Here is a 13,603-nt window from a genome sequence, read left to right as displayed (position 1 = left end):
AAGCCCTGGAACTCTTTTCCCATTTAAATAACGTAATTTATTGACATGAAATGCAATTATTGCTGCAATAGCGCCTGGAATTATAAACTCTAGATAATGACTAAGGTCAGGAGAAAAAAAATGACAGCAAATATCGACGCAAAAAAAGAGTACCAGAAGCTTATCTATATGGTGTGCTTGATCGGGGCACTTGGTGGACTTTTGTTTGGTTTGGATCAGGGATTTATAGCAAATTCCTTATCAACCATTGACAACGTCTATGGACTCACCACACAGCAAGGAGAACATTACTCTGCTGTCTTAGCCTGGGGCGGAATTGTGGGTGCCCTAGTCAGCGGACTGTTTGCGCGCGCATTAGGACGAAAAAGAGTGCTTGTTCTAGCGGGGTTTTTATTTTCTGCCTTCTCATTAATCTCTGCGTTTCTGCCACCACTTGGCATATTAACAGCCTGCCGCTTTGGCTTAGGATTTGCCGTTGGAATTGCCTCATTTACAGTGCCTTTGTATCTTTCTGAAACGGCACCAAAATCCATTAGGGGCGGCATGGCAACACTCTTTCAGCTGATGATCACCATCGGTATTTTCCTGATTGCTGTTACCAATGTGTTTATTGCTAAGGCTTTGGGGCACGTGAGTATTTCACTGACTTTAATGTTTTGCGTAATTGTCGTCTTCGCGGCGGTCATGTTCTTTGGTAGCTTGTTTCTGCCAGAAAGCCCTCGTTGGCTACTACTTAAAAACCAGGATCAAAAAGCCCTGTCTGTGCTTAAAAAAGTCCGTGCTTCACAGCAAGAAATTGAAGAGGAAATCAAAGAAATTAAAGAAAGTATTGTTGCCAATAAAGGGGTTGGATTTAATATGCTTTCCAAGGGTTTCTTTTGGAGAATCCTTATCATTGGTGTTATCCTACAAATGTTCCAACAATTAGTTGGAATCAACATGATGATTTACTACGCGCCGACAATCTTCGGTTATGCTGGCATGACGGGTCTTATTGCCCTCTTAGCCATCCCAACGGTCAACATGTTATTTACCTTCCCTGCGATCAAATGGATTGAAAAATGGGGCAGAAAAAAACTGCTTTATGTTGGCGCCATCGTGATGATGGTTTCAATGTTTGCCGCGGGCTTTGCCTTCCTATCCATTTCAGGTAGTGTGACACCTGGCGAACTTCCTAAAGCAGTTCTATTAATCTCCGCGATTGTTTATATATTTGGCTTTGCCTGCTCATGGGGACCCGTTGCATGGGTGATTTGCGCAGAGATTTTCCCATTGAAGGGACGTGAAATCGGCATGACTGTCACCACCATGGTCAACTGGACATTCGCGGGTGCTGTGATGGCAAATGCCTTAAGCTTTATGAAAGCCTATGGTAACGCCTCAATATTCTTTGTTTTTGGCGGATTTTGTATTCTTTCCATGATCTTCCTGAAGTTCTTCGTGCCTGAAACTAAAGGTGTCAGCCTGGAACATATTGAAAAGAATTTAGAAAACGGCGTTGCACTTAAAGACCTAGGAAAGTAAGGCATACACAATACCTTCGGTCACTTTTTAAGATAGTAAGGGTAATATTTTGGCTCCCAGATTACCTGGTCAATCTTGCGCCAAATATCATCAACATCCTCAGCAACCCCATCCGCAATCGCCTGTCTGGCAACGGCAAACGCTACTTGACGACTCACGCTATATGCCTCACTCAACTTTGGTAATAAGGCATCGTCCTGCGTTGAATAATTGGCTAACGCTTTACACGCCGCCCATAACATGTTATCCGTAAATCTCTTAGCACCAATGGCAACGATACCCAGACCAATACCTGGAAACACCAGCGCATTATTTGACTGTGCAATGCGATAGACTTTGCCTTTATAACCCACATCCTCAAATGGACTTCCCGTTGCAACTAAAGCCTGCCCATTAGTCAGGCGAATGACATCTTCAGGCACACGCTCACAGCGACTTGTTGGGTTGGATAAGGTAAAAATAATCGGATGCTGATTATTACGTGCCATCTCTATAATCACCTCATCAGTAAAAGCATTGGCGACACCTGAGCAACCAATTAAGGTTGTAGGCTTAGCTTGTTTGACAACTTCTACGAGAGAAATTCGTCCAGCCTCATCAGCCACCCAACCCTTAACTGACTCACGCGTACACGCATAAGGTCTCTGGAAATCCATCATTTCCTGATCGACAATCAACAAACCATCTTTATCAATGCACCAAAACCGTTGATAAGCCTGTTCTTTAGTTAATCCAGAGTGTACCAGGGCTGAAACAATTTCATCGGCAATGCCAAGACCTGCCGTGCCTGCTCCAAAGACCACGAATTTTTGCGTGTTAAACTTCACTCCTATGCGCTTAGCCGCTGAAATAAGCGCTGCCAGGGCAACCGCTGCCGTTCCCTGCACATCATGATTGAAGCTGCAGATTTCGTTCTGATATTTAAGCAAATTTTTACGTGCATTATCACGACCAAAGTCTTCCCAATGTAGAAAAGTTTCTGGCATTTCTTCTTTGACGGCTTCAATAAACAACTGAACCATTTCATCATATTCTTTACCGCGCACACGCGCTCATGCCGCCAACCAAGGTACAAAGGGTCTTCGAGTAATTTCTTATTATTTGTTCCTGCATCTAAAAATACGGGCAAATAGCGCCCGGGGTTGATACCTGCGCAAAGCGTATAAACCATAAGCTTAGCCACGGGAATCTCAATGCCCCCGACCCCTTGGTCACCAATTCCAAGCACCCCTTCTGCATCACTGACGACGATAATATCAATGTCTGAATTGGTCCGATTGCGTAAAATGTCACGCATTTTATGCCGATCAGGATAGGCGATATAAAGCCCACGAGGTGACAAGAACTGCTCACTATAACGCATCACCGCTTCCCCAACCGTGGGGGTATATATGACAGGCAGCATTTCATTTAAATTATCACGCACCAAACGATAAAAAAGCGTTTCGTTGATATTGTGCAGGTTCTTTAAAAAACTATAGCGTCCAATATTACTTCTAAAGGATTTATACTGCTGGTATGCGCGCGTCTTTTGTTCCTCAATAGATTCAATCTGAAATGGCAGTTTGCCAAGCAAGCCAAACTCTTCTCGCTCGCGTTCACTAAATGCCGTCCCTTTATTTAAGGAGGCAAGCGTCAGTAAATTTTTACCCTGCAAATCTGTTTCAACCCACATTTCATTGGTTTCAGGGTTGCGTTTAAACTCAAATCGCTTTGTTCTTTTTATCATACAAGTTCACTTAATTTTCTATTTGCTTTTTGCCAAACTTGCGCACGGCATCAATCATTACCTTTACTTTCTCAGGCAAAATATCTGGATACACCCCATGTCCCAAATTAAACACAAAGCGACCATATTCTTTCTGACTTTGAAGTATATATTTCACTTGTTCAGTTATGCTCTCATCGCTTCCATATAATGCCGCTGGATCCAGATTTCCCTGCAGGGTGAGCCTATCTTTAACAATTTCGCGTGCGCGATAAATATCTATACTCCAATCAATACCAATACCATCACAGCCTGTTTTTGCTAATTGATCCAACCATAATCCACCGCCCTTGGTAAATAAGGTTACTGGAACTTGTGGGTGACGCGCTTTAAGCAAACTAGTTATTTGCCGCATATAATTTAATGAAAATGGAGCATAATTTTTCTCGGAAAGCATGCCTCCCCAGGTATCAAAAAGCATCACCGCATCTGCACCTGCTTTGACCTGCTGATCCAGGTAATCGACAATGACCCTACTTAAATCAGCTAACAATTGATGCAAAAGCCCAGGAGTACTATAAAGCATTTTACGTAACTGGGTGAATTGTTTAGAACCCTGCCCTTCAACCATATAGGCAGCTAAAGTCCATGGACTCCCGCTAAAGCCAATTAAAGGGACGCGATTGATAAGCGCTTTTTTAGTCGTCGAAACTGCATCCATCACATACTGCAGCTTTTCCATCGCATATTTGCAATCCAGCATCTTAATATCCTGCAAAGTTCTCAGCGGTTTTTCAAATACTGGTCCTTTATCACTGATAAATTGCAACTTCATTCCCATTGCTTCAGGAACGGTTAAAATATCCGAAAAGACAATCGCGGCATCTAAATCATAACGATCTAAAGGCTGCAAAGCGACCTCAGAGCAGGCTTCAGCATTTCTACACATTGCCATAAAATCACTAAACTTCGAGCGCGTTTGCCGATACTCAGGCAAATAACGCCCAGCCTGGCGCATAATCCACACAGGAGTTTGCGAAACAGGCTTGCCTTGTAAGGCATCCAAAAATAATGTTCTCATTTTTTATCCTCAGTTTAGAGAAGTTACCTACTTCAGTTATTTACTGAAGTTACGAACTTTTGCTGAGCTTGAAGACTACCCCGTCTGCTTCGCAGCCACCCCTTCGCTAACGAAGGGGAATTGCAGGACAGGGGCTTCTCAAAAATTCCCCTTCACAAGTGAAGGGGTGCCGAGCCTGCGAGGCGGGGTAGTGCAGCAAAAGTTCGTAACCCCCAATTATTTATAAAAATCAACACCTTGCGGGTGATATTTAAAGCGTTTGTATGCCCACTGATATTGCGAGGGATACTGGCGAATGATTTCCTCAAAGCGCCTGGTAAATGCGTAAGCTACTGGATCTTTCATTCCCTCTATCGCTTGATATTGCTTGATTAGTGGTTCCAGATCTTCGATATACAAAGTCAACCCCTTACCAATGGAATTACGTACCGCATAGCTTAACACAACCGCGGGCTTGTAGCGCTTATACAGTTTATCGGGAAAATTCATCGTTTTAGCTGGATGTCCAAAGAAATCAATATAACTACCACCTGCATCCACTGGAACCTGGTCAGTCAGCATCGCAATGACCTCTTTATTAGCAAGCGCCTTGAAGATTATCTTCACGCCCTTATGATTTGCTGGCGACATATTTTTGCACAAGCGTGAGCGCGCTTGAAGAATCAGCCGATCCAGAACTTTAATTTTAGGGGGCGTATACAACATCGCCGAAGGATATTTACTTGAAATATACATCGACGCTATTTCATAACTTCCCAAATGAGGCGCTACTAGCAAAACCCCTCTACCTTGTTCATAGAGCTCTTGCATCAGTTTTTCACCATAACACACCTGAATCTGCTGCAACAATTTCTGAGGGCTTTTAAATAATATCCCTGGCATTTCGGCGCCTGTCATACAGGTCTGCTGCAGCGTCCCTTTCAATAGCTTTTTTTTGTGGTATTCACTAAGCTCAGGAAAGCATTTGTCAATGTTGATACGTGCAACGCGGCGCATATCGCTATTAAGGTAAAAAAACAGCGTGCCAATAAACCAACCAAGCCGTTGCACCACGCTAAAACTTAATTTCCCCCATAAATACAAGACTAAAACTAAAACTTGCGAGCCTATTTTTTTCATCTTTTTACCGTGTTACTTATCGATTGTTACTGCTGAAAACGCTCAAGCTTACGATAACTCAAAGCCTCTTGAATATGGTGCTTATCAATTATTGTTTGCCCTACCAAATCAGCAATTGTCCGCGAAATTTTCAGGATGCGATGATAAGCCCTGGCAGATAAACCTAATTTTTGGATAGCCTCAGTCAACAACAGGCGCTCATTATCCCCTAAAACGCAGAATTGATCAATTTCCTTACCTTGCAGTTCAGCATTAATTTTCCCCTGCCGTTTGACTTGTAAGACTCTTGCTGCACAAACGCGCTTTTTAATAGCTTGACTTGCTTCACCTTCCGCTTTTCCCGTCAGCGTCTGATGGTCTATTTCCAACACCTCAACCTGCAGATCAATGCGATCCAGTAATGGTCCTGACAGTTTTTGTTGATAGTGTTTGATTTGGGCATCTGTATCTTTACAGAGTTTCACTTGTGATCCTAAAAACCCGCAAGGACAAGGATTCATTGCTGCAATCAATTGAAACTTAGCAGGATACTCCACCTGCGCGCTTGCTCGAGATATAACAATTCTTCCTGACTCTAGCGGCTCTCTTAGCACCTCCAAAACTCTGCGATCAAATTCAGGGAGTTCATCTAAAAATAAAACGCCATTATGCGCCAGTGAAATCTCCCCAGGCTTGGGATTTGAGCCACCACCAACGAGTGCCACTGCTGATGAGGTGTGATGTGGAGCTCGAAATGGTCGATCATAAAAATGTGTGGCAATATCACTTACTCCCTTGATAGACGCAATCATTGCACTGCCTAACGCTTCTTCCATAGTCAGCTTAGGGAGTATTGTGTGAAAGCGGGAAGCCAGCATCGTTTTACCCGTTCCAGGAGGACCAATAAACAATACATTGTGCCCTCCAGCTGCCGCAATCTCAAGCGCACGTTTCGCCTGAAACTGACCCTTTACCTCGGACAGATCCAACAACGGGAACAGATTTGTCTTCTCCGTTTGATCTGGTACTGCCTCATTTAAAAATTGAGTTTTTGACAAGTGCAAAACAACCTCTTGCAGGTTATTTGCCGCATAGGCGCATAGCTTGGGCAAAAGCGTTACCTCTGACTGATTTTTAGGCGCAATCATAAGACATCTTTGATGTTTTAAACTTTGAATCGCAAAAGGCAAAATACCTTTAATGGGTCTAAGTTTACCAGATAATGAGAGCTCAGCAGCAAATTCATATTCAAGGACATCAGGGGCAATAATCTGCTGGGATGCAATCAAAACACCAATGGCAATCGGCAAATCGTATCGCCCACCTTCCTTTGGTAAATCCGCAGGCGCAAGATTAATCGTAATGCGTTTATTTGGGAACTGAAAACCTGAATTAATAATCGCACTTCTCACGCGATCTTTGCTCTCTTTCACAGCAGCTTCTGGCAAACCAACGATAGATAAGCTTGGCAATCCATGCGATAAATGTACCTCAACCGTCACTTGAGGAGCGTCAACGCCAAGCTGGGCGCGGCTATAAACCGTAGCTAATGACATTTTTGAGCCTATTGCTCATCACATTTGGCAATAAGCGCGTCTACTTTTTTTTCAAGTTGCTCAAGTTTTAGACGGGTTTTCACCAGCACTTCCTTTTGAATATCAAACTCCTCGCGCGTAACCAGATCAAGTTTCTCAAAACTTGCCCTAAGAACACTCTTACAATTACTTTCAAGCTCACTGGCAATCGTCTTTAGACTATCTGGGATCCCACTTGAAATTTTACTAGCCACATCATCAATGAGTTTATTGTTAAGTTTCATACACTACCACTTAATTGCTTTACTAACAGATAGTGCATAATGTAGCATAGACAGCCAAATTGACCAATCAGTTCACGCATGAAGCTAATTACTGCTTACATTAAACCTTATCTACTTGATCGCACTCGTGAAGAGTTGTTGAATGTCGGAGCAACGGGTATCACTATCACTGAGGTCAAAGGCTTTGGTCGCCAGCTAGGGCACACTGAACTCTATCGTGGCGCTGAATACGCTGTTGATTTCCTGCCTAAAATAAAAGTAGAAGTTATTTGCTGTGATGAACAAAAAAAGGATTTTGTTAATGCCATCATCAGCGTTAATCAAACAGATAAAATAGGCGCAGGGAAAATCACCATCACCCACTTAGAAGAAGTTATCCGTATCCGTACGGGAGAGATGAATCAAGAAGCTCTCTAAAGTTTGTCTTCTTATTCATCCTCAGAGCTATAGGCATTAAAATTCGCAGTTATACCGCCAGATACCTATTCATTAGACTCACAAAGCTTGCGGGGTCCTCAAGCTGCGCCCCTTCAACAAGCAGCGCCTGCTGATATAAAAGATTTGTCCAGTCGGCAAATTGTGCATCGTCCTGTTCTTGCTGCAAATGTTTAACCAGCTTATGTTCAGCATTGATTTCAAGAATCGGTTTACCCCCCATGCCAGGCATCATCATCTGTCCTGCGTCTGCCATCATTTTTTGCAAGTGCATACTCATGCCATAATCGTTCACCACAATGCAACTTGGGGAGTTGGTTAAGCGCTTAGAAATACGAACCTCATCAACGTGGGCTTTCAACACTTCTTTCATTTGCTTGATAATGGTTTCAAACGCTTTTTGAGTTTCTTCCTGATGTTTTTTCTCATCCTCTGAATCTAAACTACCCAAATCCAAATCACCTTTGGCAACTGACTTCAGGGTTTTACCTTCAAACTCAGATAAATGCGAGGTCATCCACTCATCCACGCGATCGCTTAACAACAGAACTTCAATACCTTTTTTGCGGAAAACCTCCAATTGTGGATTGTTTTTCGCTGCATTAAAACTCTCCGCGGTTACGTAATAGATAAACTTCTGATCTTCCTTCATGCGTGAGACATAGTCCACGAGAGAAACATCCTGCTCAGCCGTATTTTTATGTGTGGAGGCAAAACGCAATAACTGGGCAATTTTCTCTTTGTTTTCATGATCTTCGGCTGGCGCTTCTTTTAGCACTTGACCAAACGCCTTCCAAAACTTGCCATACTGCTCTTTTTCATCTTCTGCCATTTTCGCCAGCATATCGAGGACTTTCTTGGCGGTCGCTTTTTTGATTTTATCAATCACTTTATTGTGCTGTAAAATTTCACGTGAAATGTTTAAAGGTAAGTCATTAGAATCAATCACTCCTTTAACAAAACGCAAATAGGACGGCAATAAATGTTCGTTTTCCATGATAAATACACGCTGCACATAAAGCTGCAAACCCGATTTACGCTCACGATCCCATAGATCAAAAGGCGCGCGCTCAGGCAAATACAACAGGCTTGTATACTCTAAATTGCCTTCAACTTTATTGTGTGACCAGGTTAATGGATCGGTAAAATCATGCGAAATATGTTTATAAAACTCTTTATACTCATCATCCGTAATATCCGCTTTTGAACGTGTCCACAAGGCTTTGGCTTTATTGATGGTTTCCCATTCCTGAGTTTCCTTTGCATTACCCTCTTCATCATATTCCGTCTTCAACATTTGAATTGGCAGAGAAATATGATCGGAATATTTTTTAACGATTTGACGCAATTTCCAGTCATCTAATAAGTCCTTTTCCTCATCCTTTAAATGGAGAATAATCTCAGTGCCACGGCTTTCCTTAGTAATATCTTCGACTGTGAACGAGGCATCCGCTTTTGATTCCCAACGAACACCCTGGGATGCCGCAGCTCCTGCCTTACGTGTATTCACTGTGACTTTGTCTGCCACAATATAAGATGAATAAAAGCCAACGCCAAACTGACCAATCAGCTGCGAGTCTTTGCTTTGATCACCACTTAGCGCTTCTAAGAATTTTTTAGTTCCTGATTTTGCAATCGTCCCTAAATGTTCAATCGCCTCATCACGCGTCATACCGATACCGTTGTCTGAAATTGTGATGGTTTTTGCATCCTTATCGAAAGAAATGCGTACTTTCAGATCTGCATCGTTCTCAAAAATGTCAGCATTACTCAATGCTTCAAAACGCAGTTTCTCTGCCGCATCTGAGGCATTAGAAATCAGCTCTCTTAAGAAAATTTCACGGTTTGAATACAGTGAATGGATGACAAGGTGCAGCAGTTGTTTCACCTCGGTTTGAAAATCATAAACTTGTTTTTCAGACATATTAGCTCCTATTTAGATTTGCGTTTAATTCAAAATTCAACCGCAAGCAAGTGGGAGTTAAAAAATATATTTCAAGGGAAAATTTGCTTAAACCCACCCCTTATTGTTGACATAAGTCAACACCAGTCTATAATCCAACATAATTAATCGTGGTTAAGAAGCTGTATGCGACCCAAGCACCCAAATAAAGACATTGAGAAAGCTATCAAATACGCTGAAGCAAAAGGATGGCGTTACCGTTACCAATCCAGCGGAAATTCTGCTCATGCCTGGGGTCGATTACTATGCCCATTTGAAGATCGAGATGGTCATTCAGTCAGTATATGGTCAACGCCGCGCAGTACTGAGAATCACGCGAAACAAATTAAACGAGTCGTTGATAATTGCGAACACCAAGGAGATAGAAATGAGTAAAACGCAGCAATTTACACTTATTCTTCAAAATGTTGATCTAAACACCCCAAATTTGGAGGATTCACTGTTTGAAGCAGGTTGTGATGACGCTATAATCAATTTTAAAAACGGTACCGTATACTTGGATTTTGACAGAGAGGGTGATGACTTTGAACAAGCTATTATCTCAGCCATTAAAGATATTGAATCAGCGAACATAAATGCGTCAGTCACCAGTGTTGCACCAGAGCATCTTGTAAGCTCATCCGATATTGCCGACAGGGTGTCACTGAGTAAGCAGGCACTATCTCTCTATATATTGGGCAAAAGAGGTAATAACGATTTTCCCAAACCGATTTTGAAAATACATAACAAGAGTCCTTTATGGCGCTGGAGTGCCGTCGCTGAATGGTTTTATCGGCAGGGTAAAATCAAAGATCACCAGATTATTGAGCACGCCACAACTGTCGAAGACATTAATGAAGCGCTTTGGTTTAGAAAAAAAGGTGCTTTCACTCATAGAAGACAAATCCTCAATGAGTTGGGAACTCACTTGAATTAACTCCATTGCGCACTCCTTTTTTCATCAGGTGGTAGTTATAGTAGTTATATGGCACCAGCTTCTTTTAACCTGGCTGACTGACGTTTTTAGACACGGATTTTGAGTTTCCTTCTTTTTCCTCCTTGGGGATATAACTATCACCCCAATCACCAGGCTCCCTGACCTCGCGACGCGCCATCAGGTCATCGACCTGCATTGAGTCTATCGTTTCATACTTCATTAACGCTTCAGCCATAGCATGCAGAATGTCCATATTCTCTTTTAGAATCTTTTCAGCTCTTTTGTAATTTTCATCGATTAAACGCCGTACTTCGCTATCAATATCCACCGCAGTTTTATCAGAGAAATGCTTAGGAGTTTTACCCATGCTCTGCCCTAAAAATGGCTGCTGATCATCCTCATCAAACAAAATTGGTCCCATTTTGTCAGACAGCCCCCACTTGGTAACCATGCTTCTGGCAATGCTGGTTGCTACCTGAATATCATTTGATGCCCCAGTAGTCACCTTGTCATAACCGAAAATAAGCACTTCTGCGATGCGACCGCCAAAAATACTCGATAAACGGCTTAGCAGCTGCTCACGTGATTGGCTGACTTGATCACCATCTGGTAAGTACATTGTGACTCCTAAGGCGCGTCCTCTTGGAATAATGCTCACCTTATATACAGGATCATGATCAGGTACCAGCCGCCCAACGATCGCGTGCCCTGCTTCGTGGTAGGCTGTGAGACGCTTCTGCTCATCCGTCATCGCCATTGAGCGACGCTCAGCACCCATTAAAATTTTATCTTTGGCTTTTTCAAACTCTTCCATGCCAACGATTTCTCTATTCACTCTTGCAGCAAACAATGCGGCTTCATTCACTAAATTGGCAAGCTCTGCTCCTGAGAATCCTGGGGTGCCTCGCGCAATCCAATCCACTCTAACCTCATCTGCCACGGCAATCTTACGCATGTGAACTTTTAAAATCTGTTCACGACCTTTAACACTTGGAAGACCAACCGTTACTTGTCTATCAAAACGTCCTGGACGCAAAAGTGCAGGATCCAGCACATCGGGGCGATTAGTTGCCGCAATAACAATAACACCTTCATTGTCGGCAAAGCCATCCATCTCAACCAGCATCTGGTTTAAGGTTTGCTCACGCTCATCATGCCCACCACCTAGACCCGCACCGCGGTGGCGCCCAACGGCATCAATTTCATCAATAAAGATAATACAAGGTGCTCGACGCTTCGCTTGTTCAAACATATCTCTGACACGTGATGCCCCAACGCCCACAAACATCTCAACAAAATCAGAACCCGAAATGGAGAAAAAAGGCACTTTTGCCTCACCTGCAATCGCTCGCGCCAACAGCGTCTTACCCGTCCCAGGGGGACCTACCATGAGCACGCCCTTTGGAATTTTTCCGCCGATTTTTTCGTATTTAGCGGGGTTTTTAAGAAAATCAACGATTTCACCCACCTCTTCCTTAGCTTCATCGACACCTGCCACATCCGCAAGCGTAACCTTAATTTGATCCTCACCCAATAACTTGGCCTTGCTTTTGCCAAAAGAGAAAGCACCACCTCTACCGCCACCTGCACGCATCATTAGAAAAATAAAGAAGCCTGCAATCAATAATAGCGGCAGCCAGTTAAATAAAAACGCCAGTAATAAACTTGGCTTCTCCGGTGCCTTAGCCGAAACTTCCGTATTTTTAGTCAGCATTTGGTCAACTATGCCTTGATCTAAAAGTGGAGCATAGGTTGTAAATTTCTCACCTGCATCTGTTGTTCCTGTAAACGTTCGCCCATCCACAGTTACCGATTGAATATTGCCACTATTTAATTGCCGTACAAAATTCGAGTATTTCATCATCGCTGACGGTTCTATTTTTGTGCTCATATTGCTAAAAATAAACACTAACCCGACAGCAATTAGCCCCCAGAATAGTGCATTTCGCAAGAACTCATTTTTTTTCATGTAAATGTAATTCCTATTGATTTCGCTTGGTTTTAACCTTTGTAACTGGGGTTGCGCACTCTCACAAACTTTGTAGTTTAGAAAACACCCCGTCTGACCACTCTGGAGTGGTCAGACCCGTCAGCCACACGCGCAGAGCTTGTGGCGTTCAAAGCTAAAGAAGCAAAACTGTTTGCTTCTTTCGGGCGCTTTTCACCCCCCCTCTTGAAAAGAGGGGGATCTAGCAACAATTTGTCGGAAAAATTCCCCTCTTTCCAAGAGGGGTGCCTCGCAAGCCTGACCACGCTGGAGTGGTCAGGCTTGCGAGGCAGGGTGTTCAAAAATGCAAAAGTGCGTAACTCCAATTTGTAATATGCCACTTTCGGTAGCTTATTGTGGTTAGGCATTATAGTGGATTGCTTATCTTGTCGCGATGGCTTCACAACAAAATTTTGCACACACTTATCAAGCCCAACCTTAGCATAAAAAAATACTGCTTCACAATTGTGATTTAGCAGATATTGATAAATGCCCCATATTCACCCTAAGCCAAATCAGCAATCGTTAGCAGGGTTAAATTTAAATTGTTTCAAGCCTTTGTTAAAGGATTTGATCAACTGTCCTGAGTATGGCTGATTTTTACCCGCAATCAGATAATAGGTAAGCATATCAGCTATAAATGCCCTGGTAAAAAGTGTCTCACCACCTGTTATATGGGCGATGTTGTCAGTCGCATCTTCGCTTGCATACACTGCCACAACACGATTATTCTTTAGCTGGTTAAAACAATCCTGCATCGTTAGTGCTGTTATTCGTGTCACTTTTTTTTGATTGAGCATTGCCTGCATTTCACCAAAAGCACCATAACCTTGTGGAATGCAGACTTCACCTCCTTCCAGCTCTTCAAAACCAGGATATTTCCCTTTGTTAATCGTAAGAACCCAAATATAGGTCGGCTCGGTGTAAATCGCCTCACTGTACAGATAATGCTTGGCACGCTCTTTTGTGTACCCCCAAGGGAAAGACACCATTGGGGCACCTGCATAATTTAAACTTTGTCGAGTAGACATTTCTGTTTCTCCTATTTATATTTGTTTATATTCAATACAAT

At 42.9% G+C, this 13,603-nt stretch carries 11 protein-coding genes and 1 pseudogene; 3 read left to right on the top strand and 9 right to left on the bottom strand.

Annotated features, from left to right (window positions below):
* The first annotated feature begins 132 nt into the window (after positions 1-132).
* The gene (locus tag CU053_RS00910) at positions 133-1,524 is read left to right on the top strand and encodes a sugar porter family MFS transporter (RefSeq protein ID WP_199244172.1); all 1,392 of its coding nucleotides are present in this window, start codon (positions 133-135) and stop codon (positions 1,522-1,524) included.
* Between the two features lie 20 nt (positions 1,525-1,544).
* Here the strand turns inward: CU053_RS00910 and maeA are convergent, their stop codons facing one another.
* The 6 genes and pseudogenes from maeA to CU053_RS00885 form a co-directional block, all read right to left on the bottom strand.
* Positions 1,545-2,546 (bottom strand): oxaloacetate-decarboxylating malate dehydrogenase, encoded by a 1,002-nt coding sequence (maeA, locus tag CU053_RS00905; RefSeq protein WP_267901791.1) that lies wholly within the window; start codon positions 2,544-2,546, stop codon positions 1,545-1,547.
* 89 nt (positions 2,547-2,635) lie between these two features.
* A pseudogene (locus CU053_RS06535) lies at positions 2,636-2,929 on the bottom strand (NAD-dependent malic enzyme); the annotation flags it as partial.
* A gap of 334 nt (positions 2,930-3,263) precedes the next feature.
* Entirely contained in the window at positions 3,264-4,313 is a 1,050-nt protein-coding gene (gene hemE, locus CU053_RS00900; RefSeq protein WP_100551177.1) for a uroporphyrinogen decarboxylase, read from the bottom strand.
* A 216-nt stretch (positions 4,314-4,529) separates the two neighbouring features.
* Positions 4,530-5,432, bottom strand: a complete 903-nt coding sequence (locus CU053_RS00895) for a lysophospholipid acyltransferase family protein (RefSeq protein WP_100551176.1) — start codon at positions 5,430-5,432, stop codon at positions 4,530-4,532.
* A 26-nt stretch (positions 5,433-5,458) separates the two neighbouring features.
* On the bottom strand, positions 5,459-6,967 hold the full coding sequence (locus tag CU053_RS00890; RefSeq protein ID WP_100551175.1) for a YifB family Mg chelatase-like AAA ATPase: 1,509 nt from the start codon (positions 6,965-6,967) through the stop codon (positions 5,459-5,461).
* Positions 6,968-6,975: 8 nt separating this feature from the next.
* Entirely contained in the window at positions 6,976-7,230 is a 255-nt protein-coding gene (locus CU053_RS00885; protein ID WP_100551174.1) for an accessory factor UbiK family protein, read from the bottom strand.
* A gap of 78 nt (positions 7,231-7,308) precedes the next feature.
* On the opposite strand from CU053_RS00885, the gene CU053_RS00880 reads away from it, so the two are divergent.
* A complete protein-coding gene (locus CU053_RS00880; RefSeq protein WP_100551173.1) occupies positions 7,309-7,647 on the top strand; it encodes a P-II family nitrogen regulator in 339 nt (112 codons plus the stop codon).
* Positions 7,648-7,696: 49 nt separating this feature from the next.
* On the opposite strand, the gene htpG is transcribed toward CU053_RS00880, so the two are convergent.
* Complete coding sequence (gene htpG / locus CU053_RS00875; RefSeq protein WP_100551172.1) at positions 7,697-9,589, bottom strand: molecular chaperone HtpG; 1,893 nt, start codon at positions 9,587-9,589, stop codon at positions 7,697-7,699.
* Positions 9,590-9,782: 193 nt separating this feature from the next.
* On the opposite strand from htpG, the gene CU053_RS00865 reads away from it, so the two are divergent.
* Positions 9,783-10,544: a helix-turn-helix transcriptional regulator gene (locus tag CU053_RS00865; RefSeq protein WP_233263300.1), complete on the top strand. Its 762-nt coding sequence runs from the start codon at positions 9,783-9,785 to the stop codon at positions 10,542-10,544.
* Positions 10,545-10,608: 64 nt separating this feature from the next.
* Here the strand turns inward: CU053_RS00865 and ftsH are convergent, their stop codons facing one another.
* Together ftsH and CU053_RS00855 are read right to left on the bottom strand one after the other, a co-directional pair.
* Positions 10,609-12,513 carry an ATP-dependent zinc metalloprotease FtsH gene (gene ftsH / locus CU053_RS00860; RefSeq protein ID WP_100551170.1) on the bottom strand — a complete coding sequence of 635 codons (1,905 nt, stop codon included), beginning with the start codon at positions 12,511-12,513 and terminating at the stop codon, positions 10,609-10,611.
* Positions 12,514-13,046: 533 nt separating this feature from the next.
* Positions 13,047-13,562, bottom strand: a complete 516-nt coding sequence (locus CU053_RS00855; RefSeq protein ID WP_100551168.1) for a substrate-binding periplasmic protein — start codon at positions 13,560-13,562, stop codon at positions 13,047-13,049.
* Positions 13,563-13,603: the final 41 nt, after the last annotated feature.

It is taken from the genome of Caedibacter taeniospiralis (assembly GCF_002803295.2).
Taxonomy (GTDB): Bacteria; Pseudomonadota; Gammaproteobacteria; order Francisellales; family Francisellaceae; genus Caedibacter; species Caedibacter taeniospiralis.
Note: the sequence above shows the minus strand (reverse complement) of the source record. Positions and strands in the feature narration are given on the sequence as shown.